This window comes from Kurthia sp. ISK08 (assembly GCF_046159805.1).
In the GTDB taxonomy this organism is placed as follows: domain Bacteria; phylum Bacillota; class Bacilli; order Bacillales_A; family Planococcaceae; genus Kurthia; species Kurthia gibsonii.
Map to the genome: position 1 here is coordinate 151,658 of NZ_JBJXHL010000004.1, position 20,074 is coordinate 171,731.

Annotated in this window: 21 protein-coding genes and 1 tRNA gene; 2 read left to right on the top strand and 20 right to left on the bottom strand. The window is 38.3% G+C overall.

Going from position 1 to position 20,074, the window contains the following annotated elements; all coding sequences use genetic code 11:
• Nucleotides 1-449: 449 nt before the first annotated feature.
• The gene (locus ACKVQX_RS09470; RefSeq protein ID WP_087679978.1) at nt 450-2,105 is read right to left on the bottom strand and encodes a DHA2 family efflux MFS transporter permease subunit; all 1,656 of its coding nucleotides are present in this window, start codon (nt 2,103-2,105) and stop codon (nt 450-452) included.
• 170 nt (nt 2,106-2,275) lie between these two features.
• On the opposite strand from ACKVQX_RS09470, the gene ACKVQX_RS09475 reads away from it, so the two are divergent.
• On the top strand, nt 2,276-3,178 hold the full coding sequence (locus tag ACKVQX_RS09475) for a TetR/AcrR family transcriptional regulator (protein WP_325922156.1): 903 nt from the start codon (nt 2,276-2,278) through the stop codon (nt 3,176-3,178).
• A gap of 31 nt (nt 3,179-3,209) precedes the next feature.
• Here ACKVQX_RS09475 and ACKVQX_RS09480 read toward each other — a convergent pair whose 3' ends face one another.
• Together ACKVQX_RS09480 and ACKVQX_RS09485 are read right to left on the bottom strand one after the other, a co-directional pair.
• On the bottom strand, nt 3,210-4,589 hold the full coding sequence (locus tag ACKVQX_RS09480) for a polysaccharide pyruvyl transferase family protein (protein ID WP_409136258.1): 1,380 nt from the start codon (nt 4,587-4,589) through the stop codon (nt 3,210-3,212).
• Between the two features lie 231 nt (nt 4,590-4,820).
• Nucleotides 4,821-4,892 (bottom strand) — tRNA-Arg (locus tag ACKVQX_RS09485).
• Nucleotides 4,893-5,049: 157 nt separating this feature from the next.
• Here ACKVQX_RS09485 and clpP point away from each other — a divergent pair.
• The gene (clpP, locus tag ACKVQX_RS09490; RefSeq protein ID WP_068451225.1) at nt 5,050-5,640 is read left to right on the top strand and encodes an ATP-dependent Clp endopeptidase proteolytic subunit ClpP; all 591 of its coding nucleotides are present in this window, start codon (nt 5,050-5,052) and stop codon (nt 5,638-5,640) included.
• Between the two features lie 55 nt (nt 5,641-5,695).
• Here the strand turns inward: clpP and ACKVQX_RS09495 are convergent, their stop codons facing one another.
• The 17 genes from ACKVQX_RS09495 to ACKVQX_RS09575 all read right to left on the bottom strand — a co-directional run bounded on the left by ACKVQX_RS09495 (nt 5,696) and on the right by ACKVQX_RS09575 (nt 19,933).
• The gene (locus ACKVQX_RS09495; RefSeq protein WP_068451222.1) at nt 5,696-6,016 is read right to left on the bottom strand and encodes a hypothetical protein; all 321 of its coding nucleotides are present in this window, start codon (nt 6,014-6,016) and stop codon (nt 5,696-5,698) included.
• Between the two features lie 210 nt (nt 6,017-6,226).
• Nucleotides 6,227-6,718: an LPXTG cell wall anchor domain-containing protein gene (locus ACKVQX_RS09500; RefSeq protein ID WP_325943584.1), complete on the bottom strand. Its 492-nt coding sequence runs from the start codon at nt 6,716-6,718 to the stop codon at nt 6,227-6,229.
• 181 nt (nt 6,719-6,899) lie between these two features.
• The gene (locus ACKVQX_RS09505) at nt 6,900-7,157 is read right to left on the bottom strand and encodes an HPr family phosphocarrier protein (protein ID WP_068451217.1); all 258 of its coding nucleotides are present in this window, start codon (nt 7,155-7,157) and stop codon (nt 6,900-6,902) included.
• 64 nt (nt 7,158-7,221) lie between these two features.
• Nucleotides 7,222-8,169, bottom strand: coding sequence for a DNA-binding protein WhiA (whiA, locus tag ACKVQX_RS09510; protein ID WP_068451215.1), 948 nt, complete (start codon nt 8,167-8,169; stop codon nt 7,222-7,224).
• Nucleotides 8,170-8,189: 20 nt separating this feature from the next.
• Nucleotides 8,190-9,149 (bottom strand): YvcK family protein, encoded by a 960-nt coding sequence (yvcK, locus tag ACKVQX_RS09515; RefSeq protein ID WP_087679973.1) that lies wholly within the window; start codon nt 9,147-9,149, stop codon nt 8,190-8,192.
• Between the two features lie 4 nt (nt 9,150-9,153).
• Nucleotides 9,154-10,035, bottom strand: a complete 882-nt coding sequence (gene rapZ, locus ACKVQX_RS09520; protein ID WP_087679972.1) for an RNase adapter RapZ — start codon at nt 10,033-10,035, stop codon at nt 9,154-9,156.
• A gap of 3 nt (nt 10,036-10,038) precedes the next feature.
• Nucleotides 10,039-10,509, bottom strand: a complete 471-nt coding sequence (locus ACKVQX_RS09525; RefSeq protein WP_068451207.1) for an 8-oxo-dGTP diphosphatase — start codon at nt 10,507-10,509, stop codon at nt 10,039-10,041.
• Nucleotides 10,510-10,805: 296 nt separating this feature from the next.
• Complete coding sequence (gene trxB / locus ACKVQX_RS09530) at nt 10,806-11,747, bottom strand: thioredoxin-disulfide reductase (protein ID WP_068451204.1); 942 nt, start codon at nt 11,745-11,747, stop codon at nt 10,806-10,808.
• Between the two features lie 78 nt (nt 11,748-11,825).
• Nucleotides 11,826-13,346 carry a lipopolysaccharide assembly protein LapB gene (locus ACKVQX_RS09535; RefSeq protein WP_068451200.1) on the bottom strand — a complete coding sequence of 507 codons (1,521 nt, stop codon included), beginning with the start codon at nt 13,344-13,346 and terminating at the stop codon, nt 11,826-11,828.
• Nucleotides 13,347-13,527: 181 nt separating this feature from the next.
• Nucleotides 13,528-14,142 (bottom strand): bifunctional phosphoribosyl-AMP cyclohydrolase/phosphoribosyl-ATP diphosphatase HisIE, encoded by a 615-nt coding sequence (hisIE, locus tag ACKVQX_RS09540; protein ID WP_068451197.1) that lies wholly within the window; start codon nt 14,140-14,142, stop codon nt 13,528-13,530.
• Complete coding sequence (gene hisF / locus ACKVQX_RS09545) at nt 14,139-14,897, bottom strand: imidazole glycerol phosphate synthase subunit HisF (RefSeq protein WP_409136259.1); 759 nt, start codon at nt 14,895-14,897, stop codon at nt 14,139-14,141. The genes hisIE and hisF overlap by 4 nt, the downstream gene beginning before the upstream one ends.
• A complete protein-coding gene (hisA, locus tag ACKVQX_RS09550; protein WP_409136260.1) occupies nt 14,897-15,634 on the bottom strand; it encodes a 1-(5-phosphoribosyl)-5-[(5-phosphoribosylamino)methylideneamino]imidazole-4-carboxamide isomerase in 738 nt (245 codons plus the stop codon). The genes hisF and hisA overlap by 1 nt, the downstream gene beginning before the upstream one ends.
• Nucleotides 15,631-16,263, bottom strand: coding sequence for an imidazole glycerol phosphate synthase subunit HisH (gene hisH / locus ACKVQX_RS09555; protein ID WP_409136261.1), 633 nt, complete (start codon nt 16,261-16,263; stop codon nt 15,631-15,633). The genes hisA and hisH overlap by 4 nt, the downstream gene beginning before the upstream one ends.
• The gene (hisB, locus tag ACKVQX_RS09560; protein ID WP_285215392.1) at nt 16,260-16,853 is read right to left on the bottom strand and encodes an imidazoleglycerol-phosphate dehydratase HisB; all 594 of its coding nucleotides are present in this window, start codon (nt 16,851-16,853) and stop codon (nt 16,260-16,262) included. Before hisB ends, hisH begins: the two co-directional genes overlap by 4 nt.
• 6 nt (nt 16,854-16,859) lie before the next feature.
• Nucleotides 16,860-18,134: a histidinol dehydrogenase gene (gene hisD / locus ACKVQX_RS09565; RefSeq protein WP_068451183.1), complete on the bottom strand. Its 1,275-nt coding sequence runs from the start codon at nt 18,132-18,134 to the stop codon at nt 16,860-16,862.
• Nucleotides 18,135-18,144: 10 nt separating this feature from the next.
• Entirely contained in the window at nt 18,145-18,771 is a 627-nt protein-coding gene (hisG, locus tag ACKVQX_RS09570; protein ID WP_068451181.1) for an ATP phosphoribosyltransferase, read from the bottom strand.
• Nucleotides 18,764-19,933 carry an ATP phosphoribosyltransferase regulatory subunit gene (locus ACKVQX_RS09575; protein WP_068451179.1) on the bottom strand — a complete coding sequence of 390 codons (1,170 nt, stop codon included), beginning with the start codon at nt 19,931-19,933 and terminating at the stop codon, nt 18,764-18,766. The genes hisG and ACKVQX_RS09575 overlap by 8 nt, the downstream gene beginning before the upstream one ends.
• Nucleotides 19,934-20,074: the final 141 nt, after the last annotated feature.

Consider the following 20,074-nt stretch of genomic DNA (forward strand, 5'->3'; position numbering starts at 1 on the left):
CACTATTTAAATAGAAGAAACTCCGATTTTTTTTCGAGAGTTAGAATACATTTGAATCTAAAGCGAGTAGCCTATTTCGTCCTTTTATTTGGATGATTTGTCTCTTTCGATGGTGGTGATTCCCTTTCGCGCGACATTCAGTCCCTTTCAACAGCAGGGATTCCCTTTCGCGCGACATTCAGTCCCTTTCAAACACGGCGATTCCCTTTCGCGCGACATTCAGTCCCTTTCAAACACGGCGATTCCCTTTCGCGCGACATTCAGTCCCTTTCAAACACGGCGATTCCCTTTCGCGCAACTATTTGTCCCTTTCGACAGCGGGGATTCCCTTTCGTGCGACATTCAGTCCCTTTCAACAGCGATGATTCCCTTTCGCGCGATGATTTGTCCCTTTCGACAGCTGATTCAATCAAAAAAGGAATCGTCCGAATAGACGATTCCTCTACATTTTATGATTCTGTTATTTCTTTTTCTGCTTCTTTCATCGCTTTTTTCGATACCTTTTGTCCTGGTACTTGGACGCGTTTTAAGAAGAACGCTAGAATTAATGCCGCAATTGTAATGAACATTGCGATTAAGAATGAGAAGTTAATACCTTCAACCATTGCTTTATCCACAAGTGGTTTCGATAATGATTGCCCTAATTCTTTTGCATATTTTAAGATACTTGGATCTTCAGCTAGTTGCTTACCGTAAGCTGCTAATTCTGATTTAGACATTGGCGTACCTGCTTGAGCTGCTTCTGTTGCTTTTTGTGTTACTTGTTCTGAAATACGTTCTTTCACTTTTGCAGCTACTTGACCTTTTACTTCATCTTCAACACCTGAAGCTTCACTCTTTGTACGAGTTGTCATGATTGTAATCATAACTGCTGAACCAATCGCACCTGAAATTTGTTGTAGTGTGTTGTTCATTGCTGTACCGTGTGGATTTAATTGCATTGGTAATTGGTTTAAACCGTTTGTCATAATTGGCATCATAACCATCGACATACCAAACATACGCACTGTATAAGCAAGCATTAAATAAGTGTATGTTGTTTCTGTTGTTAATTGTGATAAGAAGTACGTTGAGATTGTCACGATTGTTAAACCGGTAATCGCTAAAATTTTCGGACCAAACTTATCGAATAACTTACCTGTAATTGGCGACATCAAGCCCATGATAACCGCACCAGGTAACATTAATAGGCCTGAATCAAGTGGTGTAAAGCCACGAATATTTTGTAAATAAATTGGTGTTAAAATCATACCTGAGAACATCGCCATTGCTACGACGATCGAAATGATTGAAGCTAATGCGAACATTGGGTATTTATAAACACCGAAGTTTAGCATTGGATCTTTCATTTTTAATTGCATGATGACAAAGATAATTAATGCGATTGCACCAATTGTGATTGTACCCCATACATCAACTGCTCCCCAGCCATCTTCGCCTGAAGCTGAACTGAAACCGTATAATAGACCACCAAAACCAATTGTTGATAATACAAGTGATGTATAACTTAATTTGACTTTGCGTGTATCCATAATATTACGGAACTTAAAGATTGCGATAATTAAAATCGTGATTGATAACGGTAAAATCATTTCGAATAATACATGCCATGTCCAAGTTTCAACAATCCAACCTGATAATGTTGGGCCGATTGCTGGCGCTGTAATCATAACAAGACCAAAAATCCCCATAACTGCACCACGTTTGGCAATTGGGAATGATACAAGCATGATATTCATTAATAGTGGACCTAATACGGCAGCACCTGCTGCTTGAACCATACGCGCTGTTAATAAGATACTAAATGTTGGTGCGTATGCTGCTAAAGCTGTACCGATTGTAAAAATTGATAATGCTGTAATAAATAACGTTCTGTTTTTAATACGTGTAATAAAGAATGCACTTGCTGGTACTAAAACCCCTGATACCAACATATAACCTGTTGTTAGCCACTGCACCGTTGAAGCATCTACATCGAAGTCCTTCATAATAGAAGGTAATGCTACATTCAATAATGTATTGTTAAGTAATGCTACAAAAGCACCGATGAACATTAATACAATCATTGCATATGGTGGCTTTTTCTGTAACTGTTCCATATCCATTTATTAATCCCTCTTCTGCTTTATATTTCGTGTATAAAAGTTTACTTTCACTATAATATACTCATAGTCCAATTTTGGCAACAAGAAAATTAAGTTTTTGCAAAAATCATTGCTATTAAAGCGTTTTACAGTTAGAATGACAGTATAATATAAAGATTAAAGGTGGACATATGAATAATCGAAAACGCCAAGTTATCTTGGCTTCCCTTAAACTATTTGCTAAAAAAGGCTTCCACAGTACATCGATTCAAGACATCTTAGATGAAGCACATATCTCAAAAGGCACATTTTATAATTACTTTTCGTCCAAAAAAGATTGCTTAGTGGCAATTTTAGAGATTGGACGTTCAGATGCAACACTTCGAAAGGCTGAATTATTAATTGGAAAGAACCTATCCGATAAAAGTGTACTCGCAGCCCAAATTTCGACCATCATGCAAGTGAATCGCGAACGCGACTTACTACCAATCTTTGAATCAATCCTGCATTCAGGCGACCAAGAACTAAAAAAAATCGTCAAAGAATACCATTTAAAAGAGATGGAATGGTTATCAAGAAGGTTAGTAGACGTATATGGTGAACGTATTGTACCGTATCGCTATGATGCCACGATTCTTTTGTTTGGGATGATTCATCAGATGCTTCATATTGGAAGCATGACAGCTGGTGAGGCAATTGATCCTGTTGTGACATCAAAGTATGCATTACGTCAACTAGACTTAATCGTGCCTTCACTAATCGAAAATAACGACTATTATTTGGGACCTGACTTACAAAATTATATTTTCGAGAATACGAAGTATGAAGTACCTACACGCGATGAGATTTTAGATCAGTTAAAAGGATTTAGAGGTTGTTTAGAATCCGATATACCCGAATCTTGCATTGAGTACACGGACTGTCTAATAGAAGAATTCTCGATGGAAAAACCGCGTTACTATATTATTGGAACGATTGCGTATCAATTTTACAATAGCTTCCGCGATTCAAAGCACGCACTTGAAACAATTGAAATCGCCAATGAGATTTGGAAAGTCACACGCGCAAATAAAGGCAGTATCCTTAAAAAATAAGAGGCTTGGGAGCAATTCCCAAACCTCTTTTTTATGAATTCTTTTTTGAAAATAAATTCGCTGTTTTTAGGGCAATCCGAACCGCCTTACGATTCAATGTACCTTCTAAATGTTTTGTACGTACTTGATGGCTTTTCACCTGACTTTTCAACTTTACAATACGTTCATTTTTTTGTTCTAATACATTACTCATGACCGTCTCAAAGCGCTCTCCCATCTCAGCTGCCGAGCAATGAATAAAGCTTTTTACTGGTGGAAGTAATTGAATTTCTTGTAGCTGTTTATCGAGTGGCGCTTCCACTAAATCAAGGTCTTGTTCATAAATATGTGGAATTCCATTATGGTTTAAGAAATGAATAAAACGATTAAAATTTTCTTCATGTACATGCTCACAACGGTGGAAGTCACTCTTTTCAATTAAGTCCATAATCTGTGTTTGCTCTGTTAATTCGTTCCCAGCCACATAATTTAAAGCATGGTAATCTGTTAACTCACGCATACGCCCATCTTTTGGAATAATTAAGCTCGGTGTCCCAGCAATTGTCGCTGTAATGTTCCCATGCAATCGAGCACCAAAACTAAAGTCAGCTTCACCTATAAAATCAATCCATGATTTAGCGTTCAAGAAATAACGCACACGATCTTGGACATACAGTTCATCTGTTGTCTTTCCTTGATAATGTGGCTTCGGCTTTTCAAGATTAGGACCGCCTAAATAAATCATTTTTAATTCTTTATACCACTGCGGAATAAAATAATGATGTTTGAATTCATTTTTACTTCGATCAATAAATTCTAGAACATGATTTGGAGAAAGTTTAGATGAGTTAATGGTAACAATGGAATTCTCATTAATTTCTGTATCGCGTATACGTAAATGACGCCCATTTGCATACATTGACGGACAACCAATAATGACATGGTCAATCCCCTCTTTAAATCCTAAATGTGTTAGGTAACGTGATGTGAATTCTCCACGTACACCAATCATAGCTGAACGATTTAATACCGCTTTAACGAAATCGACAACTGCTGGATCATATGGATTCTGTTTTGTGAAGTCTGGCTCGAAGTCAATGCGTACACCAACACCAATGACGTACACAGGTATTGTCAAACGATTAATTAATTTCGTGTAAGATTTTAATGTATTTTCAAAATCTGGTCGGAAGGCATCTGCTAATGGAATGAAATATGCATCATAATTCTCGTTAATATAAGGCGCATCTGCTGGATTTACACGATAGTAGTCAGGTACAAATTCAACATCTTCTGTCATCAATGTGCGATAAATGCTATATGCATAGATTAAGTTTCCTACATTTCCTCCAATTGAATTGTTGGCAATGATTTTAGCAGCATCAAACACATCTGTTGGTAACATACCGCTACGAATTAAATATTTTTTCATCAACCATTAAACTCCCTTCTATGTATCTACTTTAGTATCCTCTTATGTTATATTACCTTTTCCAAAGGTTACTTACCTCTTTTAACCCTTTTTATTCATTAAATGTAATTTAACTGTTATATTTTTCATAATATTGTCACTTGATTTTTGTTTATATATCACTTTAAAGGGAATTTGTACAAAAGAAAAAGCTGTATGTTGTCATGTTTATGACTTCATACAACTTGTATATGCCCCAGGAGGGAATCGAACCCCCAGCCTAAGAACCGGAATCTTATGTTTTATCCATTAAACTACTGAGGCGTATGACTATTATTATACAAATATAAAGTGCAATTGACAACTTGATTTAGACTTTGCAATATTTAACACAATATATTTGACCTTTTTTGACTATGCAATGTACAATAAGAGTACAGCTGATTCTAATCAGTAACTAGATTGAACGGAGGAGAATTAAATGAACTTAATTCCTACAGTAATCGAAACAACAAACCGCGGAGAGCGTGCATACGATATTTATTCTCGTCTTTTAAAAGACCGTATTATCATGCTTGGTAGCGCAATTGATGATAACGTTGCAAACGCAATCGTATCACAATTATTATTCTTAGAAGCAGAAGATCCAGAGAAGGATATCTTCTTATACATCAACTCACCAGGTGGTTCAGTAACAGCTGGTATGGCAATCTACGATACAATGCAATTCATCAAACCAGATGTACAAACAATCTGTATCGGTATGGCTGCTTCAATGGGTTCATTCCTATTAACAGCTGGTGCAAAAGGTAAGCGTTTCGCATTACCAAACGCTGAAATCATGATTCACCAACCATTAGGTGGCGCACAAGGTCAAGCGACTGAAATCGAAATCGCTGCTCGCCACATCTTAAAAACACGTGAAAAACTAAACAAAATTCTTGCAGAGCGTACAGGTCAACCTGTCGAAGTAATTGAAAAAGATACAGATCGTGATAACTTCATGTCTGCTGAAGAAGCATTAAACTACGGTTTAATCGATAAAATCATGACAAACAACGAAACAAAATAATGTATGCAAAAGAGGTGAAGGGTTTAAAACCCCTCACCTCTTTTTTGTTTATAAATTAAGCGTGTACAACATTACGTAATTCATTCAACTCATAAAAAGATACACCTGATTTTGAACCGACATTACCTGCTTTTAACGCTTTACCGAATAAAATTTTTGGTTGAACTGCTTGTCCATTTAATTGTGCGTTCGCTTTAAATACATCTACATCTTCTGTTGGTAATGGTTGTACATCTGTATAACCTAATTGACCCAGAATATTTTTTACTTGGAAATCGCGTGCAAGTTCAAAGTCGATTAACTCTGAAATTCCTAAGTCTACTATTTGTTCTGGTTGACCTTCTGTTTGTACATGTGCAACGATTGTAATTTCCATCATGAATGCCTCCTAAATTGCTTCATATATACTTATTTTAGCACTGACATTTTATTTATCAAGGTAAACAAAAAGCGGACTGTCGCTTATTTTGAAACAATTCAACATGAAATAGCACACACTTACGAAAAATAAGTTAAATAATGCACACTATTTTTCACCATATAAAAACAGGAATCGCCATCATGACGATTCCTGTCTATTTAAGCTCTACGCACTCTTTTTACGTCCACGCGCAAATACAACAAGACTTGCTCCAAGTAATGCAATACCCGCTAATGTGTATAATAAGAAGTCGCTTGAACCTGTTTGTGGTAGTTTACCATCTTTGCCAACTTCAGCTGTTACATGCTCACCTTTTGATACGAAATCGTATTCACCTGGTGGTAAGTCTGCGCTAATGTTACCGTCTTGATCAACTGTTACATCACTCGCCACTAAGTTACCATCTTTATCATATACATCATAATGGTCGCCTGGTTTAACACCTGGTTTTGACGGTTTAGAAGAATTTGTATTCTCCTCCGTATCGCCACCTGTGACTACTCCTGGTTTCGATGGTTTTTCTGGCGTTGTTGGTTTATTTGGTTTTCCTGGTTCTGTTGGTTCTTCTGTTTCACCATCTGTAACTGGCGCTTTAAAATCAATCGTTACATTACAACTTGTCATTGTTACAGTTTTTGTTTCTTTTCCAACTGTCACTTTGACTTGATACTCTTTTGTTGCATATTTCGGATCAATTTTCGCATTTCCCTTTGCATCTGTTGTTACGGTTTCAATTAATTTTGTAGAATCCGCGAAAGAATAGATACCGAATAATGCATAACATACATCTTTAAAATAAAAAAATACGAGATAACATCGCTGCTACCTCGTATTTTTACTAATCTTCTGATTCAATCATTGCACGTAAACCGGCGATTGCCTCTTGCTCGTCTTTCCCGTCTGCAAACAGTGTAATCTCTGTTCCATGTGCAACAGCTAAACTCATAATCCCCATGATACTCTTCGCATTTACTTTGCGCGTACCTTTTTGTAAGAATACATCCGCATGGTAGCGGTTTGCTTCTTGTACAAAAAGAGCGGCTTGTCTTGCTTGAAGACCAGATTTGAGTTTAACCTCCACCTGCTGCTCTACCATTACTTACTTCCTCCTTATGTTATGGCAATTGCCGTCAAATTTATCTTATTTCTTCTATTATACATCATTTTATGTTCAGCTTCTCACCAGCACGTAAAGAATCTGCAATTTCGTCAATTTTTCTTAGGCGATGATTAATTCCTGATTTAGAAACAGATGTTGTCATCATCTCACCAAGCTCTTTTAATGTCACATCTTGATACGCTACACGCAATCTAGCAATCTCTTGCAACTTCTCTGGTAGCTGCTCAATGCCAATTTGCTTGTCGATGTACTTAATATTTTCAACCTGACGAATCGCTGCACCAATCGTTTTATTCAAGTTCGCTGTTTCACAGTTCACTAAACGATTCACACTATTTCGCATGTCGCGTACAATACGCACATCTTCAAACTTCATCATCGCTTGATGCGCACCTACTAAATTTAAGAAATCAGAAATTTTTTCCGCCTCTTTTAAGTACGTCACGAACCCTTTTTTACGTTCAATCGTTTTTGCATTCAGATCAAAGTAATTCATCAAGTTCATTAAATCCGTACCATGTTCTTCATATAATGAATAGATTTCTAAATGATACGCTGACGTTTCTGGGTTATTCACCGAACCACCTGCTAGAAACGCACCACGTAAATACGCACGCTTCGATAAATCTGTCTTGATTAAATTTGGTGAGATATGATGGTTCATTAAAAAGTTACCTGATAGAATCTCTAAACTCTCAAGTAACTCTCTCGTACCTTCTCGTACACGACAAATGTACACATTATTCTTTTTTAAACGCATCTTTTTACGAACGAGTAGTTCAATTTTGTAGTCGTATAACTGCTTCATAATCGTATACATCCGTCTTGCAATCGCTGCGTTTTCAGTTTGTACATCTAAACTGAATTGACGATTGGTCAGTGATAATGAACCGTTCATACGAATCATTGCGGAAAGTTCCGCCTTTAAATTAATTTCATTCGACTCAATTTGCGTTAATTCTTTTTTCATTTCTGAAGCGAAAGACATCGTCGTCCCTCCTTTCTAAATTAATAGGACATTAACCACTCCGCTACATTCGTTGCTTCGTGACGAACGCTTCCTTTTTCACTTAAAGTAGCTATCGCACCTTTTTCAACACGAAGACCCATTCCCTCTAATAATCTGACGTCAAAGCGTACAGGCTCGGCATTTTCTTCTTCGTATGCTTTTTGTACTTCTTCCGGTACATCTGCATCATCATTAATTAAGATGGTTTCGATAAAGGATTCTCCTACATGTGTATGAATCGCGCGCACATGATCACTTGCTGTATAGCCCGATGTTTCGCCCCGCTGTGTCATGAGGTTACAAATATACACCTTTCTAGCAGATGAACGAAGTACTGCTTGTCGTATATCTTCTACTAATAGATTCGGAATAATACTCGTATATAAACTCCCTGGACCGATAACGATGACATCTGCTTGCTCAATCGCTTCTACCGCTTCTGGTAGCGCATGGACATGATGTGGCTTTGAAAATACGCGCTTAATCGGTTGACCATATGAAGGGATTTTTGACTCGCCCTCTATAATTTTTCCGTCCTCAAATTCAGCGAATAGCGTTAGACGCTGATTCGCTGCTGGAAGCACGCGACCATTGACATTTAGTACACGACTCATTTGTCGAATAGCATGCGAAAAGTCGCCAGTAATCTCTGTAAGTGCAGTTAACATTAAATTACCGAGTGAGTGACCATTTAGATGTTCTTTCCCTTGTCCTTTAAAACGATATTGAAACATTTCTTCAACGAGAGGCTCAACTTCTGAAAGTGCGGCAATGACATTTCGAATATCGCCTGGCGGTGGAATTTGATAATCATCGCGTAAGCGTCCCGAACTACCACCATCATCCGCTACCGTCACAATCGCTGTTAAATCCGGATCGAATTTTTTCAGTCCTCTTAATAATGTTGAAAGACCTGTTCCACCACCAATCACAACAATACGCTTTTTCTGTTTTTTCATCGCATTAGCCCTCTTTTTTCGCAAGATCACGATGGAAAACAACAGTTGAAGCAATCTTCGCTAATTCATGTCCAAAGTACTCAGCTAATGTAACAGAACGGTGTTGTCCACCTGTACAGCCGAATGCAATGACTAACTGTGACTTACCTTCGTCTTTATAGCGTGGAACCATAAATTCAAAAAGGTCTGTCAGTTTCTCAATTAATGCTTTTGCGTCCTGTTGCTTTAATACGTATGAGGAAACTTCATCATCTAGACCTGTTTTCGGACGTAAATCTTCAATATAGTAAGGGTTTGGTAAAAAACGCACATCAAAAACTAAATCGGCATCAATCGGCATACCATGTTTAAAACCAAAAGACATGACGTTAATCGAGAATGTATTTTTTGTTTCGCTTGAAAACTGCTCTAGTAATAAATTACGCAATTCTTTTGGCTTCATAATCGATGTATTATAAATCTGCTTTGCACGCCCTTTAATATCTGCCAGTAATTCACGCTCTTTTTTAATCCCATCAAGCGGTAATGATTTAGAAGCAAGGGGATGTGCACGTCTTGTTTCTTTATAACGTCGCACAAGAGTTTCGTTATCTGCATCTAAAAATAGAATGTACGGTTTAATTTCATCTTCACGTTCTATTTCATCTAGTGCATCCATTAAAGTAGAGAAGAAGTCACCACCACGTAAATCCATTACGACCACTGTGTGTGTAATTTCTTTATTCGAGTCTTGCATCAAACGAATAAACGTAGGAAGAAGTGCAGGTGGTAAATTATCGATACAATAATAGCCTAAATCTTCAAAAGAGCGTACAGCTACTGATTTACCTGCGCCCGACATACCTGTAATGATGATTAATTCTTTTGATTCATCTGTTTGTGGCATGATCTATTTCTCCTCTGTTGATTGCTGTATTTTTTCGGCTAGTAGTTCGAAATCTTTTGTGTATGTGAATGTACCGTACTGCATACCACTTTGTTCTACAGCGAACAATAAATTTGTACGGTCTCCTTCAGCCATTGGTAATGTTTTTAAATCTTCAATTGGATGCCACTCTAAAATACCTTCTCGTGTTTCGGTATAAGGTTCTCCAATTAAATCATTTGCTACAAAAGTATAAAGCATCCACTCGTCAACAAATTCACCGTCTTCTTGAATGACCATTGTATAAATTCCTTTTAAATGTGGTTTGACAGCACGCGTCCCTGTCTCTTCAAAAAACTCTCTAGCCGCTGCTTCGTAAATGGATTCACCACTTTCAATTTTCCCACCGGGTGCCACATACCATCCACGTCTAGGTTTTTTCAAAAGAAGTACTTCATCACCTTTACGCACAATTAAATTTGCAATTCGTTGCATACGCGCCACCTCATCTCTATTTTCATATTCTTAGTATTAAAAAATCCTATTTTCTATTATACACTGTTCCGGGTGTTTCTTACAAAATTTAAAAATTTACACCCTTTTTATTTACCACGAAAAAGAGGAAACGCTCGCCAGCGCTTCCTCTCATTCTGATTTCATCTACTTGAATAGAATCATCTTCACCAATAGTATTTCAAAAAGGGTTATTACACTTTATACTATACAGTTTGAATGTTTCATTCGGGTTACAGAATGATTAAGAACAAGTATCATCTGTATCTTATGGTTATTTATGCTAATGTTTCTTTTAATTCTTCAACATAATGTTGCACAGCTTGAGCTGCGATACTACCATCACCTGTAGCAGTTACGATTTGGCGTAATGTTTTATCACGTACGTCACCTGCTGCGTAGATTCCTGGAATTTTAGTTTCCATTTGTTCGTTCGTTGGAATGTAACCAGCTTCATTAGTAATACCTAATGATTCAAATGGTTTTGTTAGAGGGTTCATACCGATATAAATGAATACACCGTCTGCATCGACAGTTGATTCTGAACCATCAACTGTATTTACTAATGTAACACTACCTACTTTACCGTCTTTTTCATTGATTTCTTTTACAGTATTATTCCAAATAAAATCAATTTTTTCGTTCGCAAATGCGCGATCTTGTAAGATTTTTTGTGCGCGTAATTTATCGCGACGGTGAACAATTGTTACTTTTTCAGCAAAACGAGTTAAGTACATACCTTCCTCAACTGCTGAGTCTCCACCACCAACAACGATTAAGTTTTTGTTTTTAAAGAATGCACCGTCACATACAGCACAGTAACTTACACCACGACCGCCTAATTCATTCTCACCAGGTACACCCATTTTTTTGTATTCTGCACCTGTTGTAATAATGATTGCGCGTGTTTTATATTCTTTAGAACCTGCTTTAATTGTTTTATATTCTTTACCATCGATGACTTCTGAAACGTCACCGTATGCATATTCTGCACCGAATTTTTTTGCGTGTTCAAACATTTTAGTAGAAAGCTCTGGTCCTAAAATCGTATCGAAACCTGGGTAGTTTTCTACTTCTTCTGTATTCGCCATTTGACCACCTGGAATACCACGTTCAAGCATTAATGTAGCTAGGTTTGCGCGTGAAGCATAAACCGCTGCAGTCATACCTGCTGGACCTGCACCAATAATGACAACATCATAAATTTTTTCTTCTGACATGTTTAACTCCTCCTACTAAAAAACTTCTATATACCCTAGTATGGTATAGCATTTTCTATACCTACTCAAGTTATTTGCTCATGGACGAAACATCGGTAAAAACGGAATAAGTTCGTTCACATATTTCGTCAACGTTTGCGGTGAAATATGATATTCTTCCGCAATCAATTTCTTCGTTACTTTCGCACGCGATGATCGATACATATATTCAACTGCTGCGGCTAATGCAACTGTATTTTTAAATGCATAACCTTGATCTAGCGCATTTTCACAGATGATGAACCACATTTGGAATGGGAAGGTATCTTCAATTTGCATCGGCTCTACTCGTTGATACAAAATTTCAGCTACTTCGACCATTTGAAATAAAGGTTTTAAGACTGCTTCATCTTCTAAATCACGCCCTAACACAAAAGCGAGAAATACTTTTTCAATCGCTGTATATTCCTCTACCTTTATAATCGTCGGGTTCGCTAAAATTTCATGTTTATGAGGTGATTTTTCTAATAAAAATAAGCCAAATAAACGTTCCGAGCGTTCATCATGTTGTAATAAACTTTGAATATACTCCACATCACGAAGTAAATCATCTTCTTGTACAATTGCATGTACCCATGGTTCGAATCCTTCTTTTGATGGGTCAACTTCTAGTAACTGTGTCCACACTTTACGAGATAGTGCTTCATCTCCTGCAAAATAAGCAGAATGTGATAACCAGAAGTAGAAACTGCCATCACCTGAGAAGCCATTCTTATATAAACTTTTCAACCACTTATAAGCTAACTCATACTGACCAATCAGTGCAAGTGTCGCACCTAACTTGAAGCGATGTTCGAATTTATACGGATGTAATTTAATAAGTAAACTCTCTAAATAAACGAGTTCTTCATCTTCTTTTGCATAATATGCCATAACCGTTAAGTTACATAGCGCATGTAAATTCCCATAATTCCCATGTAATACTTCACGCAACAAGGCACGTGCCTGTTCTTCCTCTCCCTGATAAAAATAAGCGAGTGCTAAATTATTATAGGCAGACCAGAAGAATGGGTTTTCTGCGATAATCTGTTCAAAAATCTCAATCGCTTGTTCGTGATGTCCTTCTTCCATCAGTTGACGCGCGCGCTCTTGTTCATGTATATAGACGCGATTCACATTCGGTTCTTCTGACGGAATCTTCTCAAGTGTGGCATGCGCAAAATCTAAAATATCTTTTGCCTCTGCTGTAAATTCGCCGCCTTCATCAAAATCTAAATATAAATTAGCGTAATAAAGTGCATCTTCTAAAAAGCCTAGTCCTGCTGAAGTCTCTGCTAAAAAGATAACTGTCTCAGGATTTCTCGGCTCTAATCGATCTGCTTCTAATAGTAATTCGCGTGCCTTCTCAACATTTCCTTGCTCTAACTCAACAACAGCATACTGCAAATAAATCATCGCATCTGTTGGGCTCAGCTCAATCGCTCTTTGTAAATAGATCGCTGCCTTCCCTAAATCGCCACGTCCCATAACATCCTGTGCTTTTTGATAGTAGAAATCTCCCGATGGCAAGAAATATACGATATTCGGTTTTGGCTTTTGTTTGTCGTTAAATTCTTCCAAGAAATATTCCTCCGAAAAGAAAAGCTTGGGACGAAAGGTTCGCAACAAAAAGGAAAAACCGCGTCAATACGCGATTTTTCGTTTTTCATGCGTCATACACATAAGACCAACCTTAAGCCAATCCCAAGCTTTTGCATAATACCGTATATTATAACATAGTTAAAATAAAGTACACTGTGAATTAATGTTTTTCATGACGATTTTGTAAGACACCTAATACATCATATAAATCTAATTTTTGCTCTTGTAATAAGACGAGTAAGTGATACAACAAGTCGGCTGCTTCCCACTTCAATTCTTCTGCATCACGATTCTTCGCAGCGATGACAACCTCTGTTGCTTCTTCGCCCACTTTTTTACCTATTTTATCGACACCTTGTTCGAATAAATACGTTGTGTACGCATTCGCTGGCATTTCTTGTTCGCGCGTTTGAATGACATTCTTCAATGTTTCTAAAATATCGAGTGAACCAATCGCAAGTGACTTTTCAATCACATCTTCATGGAAGCAAGACGTTGCACCTGTATGACAAGCAGGTCCATTCGGTAATACTTCTACAACGAGCGCATCTTGGTCACAATCCGTACGCATCGCAACGACTTTTTGTGTATGTCCACTTGTCGCTCCTTTATGCCAAAGCTCTTGACGTGAACGCGAGTACAGCCAAGTCTCTTTTGTTTCGAGTGTTTTTTTATACGATTCTTCGTTCATATAGGCTAAAGTTAATACTTCTTTTGTACGTGCATGTTGAATGATGACCGGTACTAAACCATCTGCTCCAAATTGAATTTTCATCGAATCGACACTCCTTTATTTTTCAAATAACTTTTCACTTCTTCTACACTTGTCTCTTTATAGTGGAAGATGGAAGCAGCAAGTGCCGCATCGGCATCCGCATCTTCAAGCACTGTATAAAAATGTTCTGCATTCCCCGCACCGCCACTTGCGATAATCGGTACATTGACTTCTTTTCGAATGGCTTTCATCAGTTCTAAATCGAATCCTTTTTTCTCACCGTCTGAGTCCATCGATGTGATAAGTAATTCACCAGCCCCAAGTGCAACAGCTTGTTTTGCCCATGCAACTGCTTCAACATCAAGTCGGTTACGTCCGCCATGCGTGAATACCATCCACGTGTTGTCTTGTTCACTCCACTTCGCATCAATTGCTACAACGATACATTGCGAGCCAAAATAGCGCGCACCTTCTTCAATGATTTCTGGATTTTGTAATGCAGCTGAATTAAGAGATACTTTATCAGCTCCCGCTCGTAGCATACGCTTCATATCTTCTAGCGTTCGAATACCACCGCCTACTGTGAATGGAATAGATAATGTAGCGGCTGTTTGTCGCACGACATCTTCCATCGTCTCTCTTCCTTCATGTGTTGCAGATATATCTAAAAACACGAGCTCATCCGCACCCTGCTCATTATAAAAAGTCGCGAGTTCTACAGGGTCTCCAGCATCACGTAGCGATACAAATTGAACCCCCTTTACGACACGACCATCTTTCACATCGAGGCATGGAATAATTCGTTTCGTTAGCATTATTCTACCTCCTTCAGCGCTTCTTCTAATGTGAATTGTCCTGTGTATAAAGCTTTACCAATAATCACACCAGCAATCGTTGTTGATTTCGCAGCTTCTTTCACTGCTTGAATATCAGCTAAACTACTCATACCACCCGATACAATGATATTTGCACCTGTTGCACGCGCCAATGCTTCATTTGCTTCAATATTTGGCCCTTGAAGTGTTCCATCCGTTGCGATATCCGTAAAAATAAAGTGCTTTGCGCCTTTATTTGCAAAATATTGTCCAACTTCAATCGCTGTTTGATTCGATGTTTCAAGCCAGCCATGCGTTGCGACCATACCATCTTTTGCGTCCAATCCAATGACAATACGCTCTGCACCGTATTTTTCAATAAAGGAAGCAACAAGTTCAGGTTCACGAATCGCGAGACTTCCAATAATGACACGATCTACACCTTGATCTAAATAAAATGCCACATCTTCTTCTGTTCGGATACCGCCGCCAATTTGTACGCGCAGAGGTAATTCCTTTGCAACGCGGACAACATCTTTTGCATGTACACGTTCACCATCTTTTGCACCGTCTAAGTCGACCATATGTATGAATGTCGCACCTGCATCTGCAAAACTTTTAGCCATATCAAATGGTGAATCACCGTAAATCGTCTCCTGTGCGTAATCCCCTTTAAATAAACGGACACACTTTCCACCGCGCATATCAATCGCTGGGAAAATTTGAATTGCTGTCATGATTGCGTCTCCCCTTCTACTTGTTGTAACCAATTTTTTAATAGTGTCATACCACAAGTGCCTGATTTTTCAGGGTGAAATTGCATACCTGTTACATTGCCTTTTTGCACAATTCCAGGAACACGAATTCCTTCATATTCTGCATAGGCAACTAATTGTTCAGGTGCTAAATCTACACCGTAATACGAGTGAACAAAGTAAACATAACGATCTGCTAATTCTTCTGGTTCTTGCCAATTAGGTGTGAATGTAAATGTAAGGTTATTCCATCCCATATGCGGAACACGTACTTTTTCATCATCAAAGCGACGAATTGTTCCTTTAAAAATACCTAAACCTTTAAAGAAACCATTTTCTTCACTATCTTCAAATAGTAATTGCATACCTAAACAAATCCCGAGTAGCGGTTTTTGTTGTTCCACTATTTCATAAACAAAGTGATTCAATCCTGTCTTTTCTAAACAACCAATCGCATCTGCAAATGCACCGACACCAGGTAAAATGAACGCATCTGCTTGCTTTAGTTCTTGTATATTTGAAGAAACAATCACTTCATAGCCTAATCTTTTAACTGCTTGCTCCACACTAAACAAGTTCCCCATACCATAATCAATGATTCCTACTTTCATCCAAGTAACCCCTTTGTTGACGGTACGCCTTGTACACGTGGATCAATTTGAACAGCATCATCAATGGCACGCGCAAGTGCTTTGAAAATCGCTTCGATAATGTGGTGTGTATTATGACCATATGGCACAATAACATGCACATTCATACGAGCTTCTAGTGCAAACTTCCATAAAAATTCATGTACGAGTTCTGTATCGAATGTGCCGACTTTTTGAGCTGGTAAAGTGGCGCGAAATTCTAAATGTGGGCGGTCTGAACAATCCACATAGACTTGTGCTAGCGCATCATCCATTGGCACAAAAGCATGTCCATAACGTTTAATACCTTTTTTATCGCCAAGTGCTTGTCGAACCGCTTGCCCCAAAACAATGCCTAAATCTTCTGTTGTGTGGTGGTCATCAATTTCCACATCGCCATTCGCTTCAATTTTCCCGTCATATAAACCATGCTTCATGAATAAATCGAGCATATGGTCCATAAATGGTACACCTGTATTGACCGTTACCTGCCCCGTACCATCTAAGTCGAAATCAATGGCAATTTGTGTTTCATTCGTTTTACGTATAATACTCGCTGTACGTGTTCCCATCACTATTCACTCCTTCTCCCAACCTCTTGATTCAACTGCTCTCGCATGTCCTTCCAAGCCTTCTAAACGTGCAAGACGTGCAATTTTCGGTGCGTTTTGTTCCCATGTTTTTTCTGTATAATAAACAACACTCGTTTTCTTAATAAAATCATCGACATTTAATCCCGAAGCAAATCGCGCTGTACTATTTGTTGGTAGGACGTGATTTGTTCCTGCAAAATAGTCACCTACAGGCTCTGAACTGTAGCGCCCTAAAAAGATAGCACCTGCATGACGAATTTGTTCGCTTACTGCTTCTGCATTTTTCGTTACAATTTCTAAATGTTCGGGTGCTAACTGATTAATTGCTTCTACTGCTTCCGCCATCGAACTTGCTATATAAATACGGCCAAAGCGTTCAACCGATTGACGAGCGATTGATTCTCTTGGTAATGTCTGCAATTGTTTTTCCACTTGTGTTGCAACAGCTTGAGCGAGTTGTTCACTCGTTGTAATTAAAATGGCACATGCAAGGGCATCATGTTCTGCTTGAGATAGTAAATCGGCTGCTACTTCATCAGCATAGGCTGTTTCATCTGCTAAAATAGCGATTTCGCTGGGCCCCGCAATCATATCAATTGCGACATCACCGAACACTTCCCTTTTTGCAAGTGCTACAAAAATATTTCCTGGACCTGTAATTTTGTCGACGGGTTGAATCGTTTCTGTACCATATGCGAGTGCTGCAATTGCCTGTGCACCGCCCATTTTATAAATTTCTGTAATGCCTAAAATCGAAGCTGCTGCAAGTACTGCATCAGGTAATTTCCCCGTTGCATCACATGGTGTTGCAATGACTACGCGTTCTACACCCGCAACTTGTGCTGGAATCACATTCATCAATACAGAAGAAGGATAGGCTGCTGAACCACCTGGTACATATAGTCCAACCGATGTTAGCGGTAAAATACGCTGCGCTAAATATGAACCATCTTCTAATGGTAGTTTGAATCCATAACGACTTTGTTGTTCGTGATAACGACGAATATTGGTTGCTGCTTCGCGTAAGTCTTGTAAGATGATTTCATCCATCGCCTGAACAGCTGCATCGATTTCTTCCTGTGTAACACGTAGGTTTTCTAAACGAAAACCATCCCATTTTTCTGTATATGCTTTTACCGCTTCATCACCTTGCTGCTTTACATCTTTAATAACTGCACGAACTGTTTGCAGCTGCATCTCATTCCCTGTTTCGAGTTGACGCTTTAAAGAAATATCTGCTGTTAATGTTTGAATCTCCATCTACTCACCCCTATTTCACACATGCTTTTAGACGCTTTACTAAGTCTGTAATACGTTCATTCTTCATACGATAACTTGCAGGGTTTGCAACTAATCGTGATGATACATCCGTAATATATTCATATTCTACAAGTCCATTCTCTTTCAATGTTTGACCTGTTGAGACAATATCGACAATACGATCTGCTAAACCAATCATCGGTGCTAACTCAATCGAACCGTTCAATCCGATAATTTCTACTTGTTCGCCGCGCTCACGATAGTAGGCTGACGCAATATTCGGATATTTTGTCGCAATACGTGGCGCAATCTCATCTAGTACAGTGTTCGGTAAACCAGCTGACGCAATATGACATGTACTAATCTTTAAATCGAGTAATTCATGCACATGGCGTTGTTGTTCAAGTAATGTATCTTTCCCCGCGATTCCAATGTCTGCTACACCATGCTCAACATATGTTGGTACATCCATCGGTTTTGCTAAAATGAAGCGAATATTTTCAGAAGGTACTTCAAACATGAGTTTACGTGATAAATCAATTGTTTCAGGTAAGTCGAAATTCGCTTGAATTAATAGCTCATATGCTTCTTCAAAAATACGTCCTTTTGGCATCGCAATCGTTAATGGTTCATTCATAGCTTGTACCTCCTTGTCCAACACGTACTACTTTTGTAAATTGCTTTTCATATTGTGCTAGATTTTCGATTCCTTCTAAAGATTGCATCGTCGTACGGTAACCTTGTTCGCGCAATTGCTTCGTTTGTTCAAGTGCTTGTGCCAATTGTGTCGATACAAATAGAATAAGGACACTCTCTTTTTCATCTTCTATTTTCGGCATCGCTTCTAATAAATAATCAATTCGCAGTGCGAAACCTACTGCGCTCATATCTGCACCGAAATTTTCAAGCAACCCATTATAGCGTCCACCATTCCCAATTGGATAACCTGTATTCGCCGCAAATACTTCAAACATCATGCCTGTGTAATAATTCATATGGCTTGCGATTGTAAAATCAAATGCCACGTATTCTTGTACGCCAGCGATTTCCAAAATCGAAGCGAGTTGTTCCATATAAATAAGCGCTTCTTTTTCATAAAGATATTTTGAAATTTGTCGCATATTTGTTAAAGATGTCGCTTCTTCGATAAATGATTTTAAAGTGCTAGCCTGTTCAGTCGTTAATACAAAACGATCCACTGCTTCTTCAAAACCAACATAGTTACGATTCACGAGTAGTTGATGTAATTCAGTAAACTGTTCTTCTGTTTGAACATTTTTTCGAATGATCGCTTCTAAAATTCCCGCATGACCAATCGTAATTTTGAATGATTCAATACCTAAACGCTTCATTAAATCAATCGTCGTTAGAATGACTTCTGTATCTGCGTAAATTGAATCATCTCCAATTACTTCAATCCCCATCTGTTCAAACTCTGCTGGTTTTCCGCCTTCTAATTCTTGCGCGCGGAAGACATTTGAAAAATAAGCTAATCGCTGTGGTACTTTTTCTTTTAATAGTTTTGTTGAGGCAATACGTGCAATGGGTGTCGTCATATCTGGACGTAACACGAGTGTGTTCCCTTGTGAGTCGACTAATTTAAACAAGTTCGACTCTAAAATAGCTGAAAAACGACCAACTGTTTCGTAATATTCCAATGTTGGTGTCTTAATAAAGTCAAATCCTCTTAAAGAGAAAAATTCACGTCCGACTTGGCGTATCCATTCTTTCTTTTCAAAAATCCCTGGTAATGTGTCACGCATACCTAATGGCTTTTCGAATGGGCGAATCATAGACATACTTCCACTTCCTATCCGTTACTTTAGTTCACTAGAGTGCTAATGTGATGGTGTATAGTATTTTAACGCAATTCTAAATAACCGTCAAATTTCATGTATATAAAAAGACATGCTCACGTAAAATAATTCGTCTTTCAACTA

Bases quoted from the DNA above. Each gene is read 5' to 3' on its own strand.
- ACKVQX_RS09470 (WP_087679978.1), bottom strand. From the start codon at position 2,105: ATGGATATGGAACAGTTACAGAAAAAGCCACCATATGCAATGATTGTA.
- whiA (WP_068451215.1), bottom strand. From the start codon at position 8,169: ATGTCTTTCGCTTCAGAAATGAAAAAAGAATTAACGCAAATTGAGTCG.
- hisH (WP_409136261.1), bottom strand. From the start codon at position 16,263: ATGAAAGTAGGAATCATTGATTATGGTATGGGGAACTTGTTTAGTGTG.
- hisG (WP_068451181.1), bottom strand. From the start codon at position 18,771: ATGAATGAACCATTAACGATTGCGATGCCAAAAGGACGTATTTTTGAA.
- hisIE (WP_068451197.1), bottom strand. From the start codon at position 14,142: ATGAAAATTCAATTTGGAGCAGATGGTTTAGTACCGGTCATCATTCAA.
- rapZ (WP_087679972.1), bottom strand. From the start codon at position 10,035: ATGCCACAAACAGATGAATCAAAAGAATTAATCATCATTACAGGTATG.
- ACKVQX_RS09575 (WP_068451179.1), bottom strand. From the start codon at position 19,933: ATGTCTATGATTCGCCCATTCGAAAAGCCATTAGGTATGCGTGACACA.
- ACKVQX_RS09505 (WP_068451217.1), bottom strand. From the start codon at position 7,157: ATGGTAGAGCAGCAGGTGGAGGTTAAACTCAAATCTGGTCTTCAAGCA.
- ACKVQX_RS09525 (WP_068451207.1), bottom strand. From the start codon at position 10,509: ATGCAACGAATTGCAAATTTAATTGTGCGTAAAGGTGATGAAGTACTT.
- ACKVQX_RS09480 (WP_409136258.1), bottom strand. From the start codon at position 4,589: ATGAAAAAATATTTAATTCGTAGCGGTATGTTACCAACAGATGTGTTT.
- yvcK (WP_087679973.1), bottom strand. From the start codon at position 9,149: ATGAAAAAACAGAAAAAGCGTATTGTTGTGATTGGTGGTGGAACAGGT.
- hisA (WP_409136260.1), bottom strand. From the start codon at position 15,634: ATGACAGCAATTCAAATTTTCCCAGCGATTGATATGCGCGGTGGAAAG.
- ACKVQX_RS09495 (WP_068451222.1), bottom strand. From the start codon at position 6,016: ATGGAAATTACAATCGTTGCACATGTACAAACAGAAGGTCAACCAGAA.
- ACKVQX_RS09475 (WP_325922156.1), top strand. From the start codon at position 2,276: ATGAATAATCGAAAACGCCAAGTTATCTTGGCTTCCCTTAAACTATTT.
- hisB (WP_285215392.1), bottom strand. From the start codon at position 16,853: ATGGGAACACGTACAGCGAGTATTATACGTAAAACGAATGAAACACAA.
- hisD (WP_068451183.1), bottom strand. From the start codon at position 18,134: ATGGAGATTCAAACATTAACAGCAGATATTTCTTTAAAGCGTCAACTC.
- clpP (WP_068451225.1), top strand. From the start codon at position 5,050: ATGAACTTAATTCCTACAGTAATCGAAACAACAAACCGCGGAGAGCGT.
- hisF (WP_409136259.1), bottom strand. From the start codon at position 14,897: ATGCTAACGAAACGAATTATTCCATGCCTCGATGTGAAAGATGGTCGT.
- trxB (WP_068451204.1), bottom strand. From the start codon at position 11,747: ATGTCAGAAGAAAAAATTTATGATGTTGTCATTATTGGTGCAGGTCCA.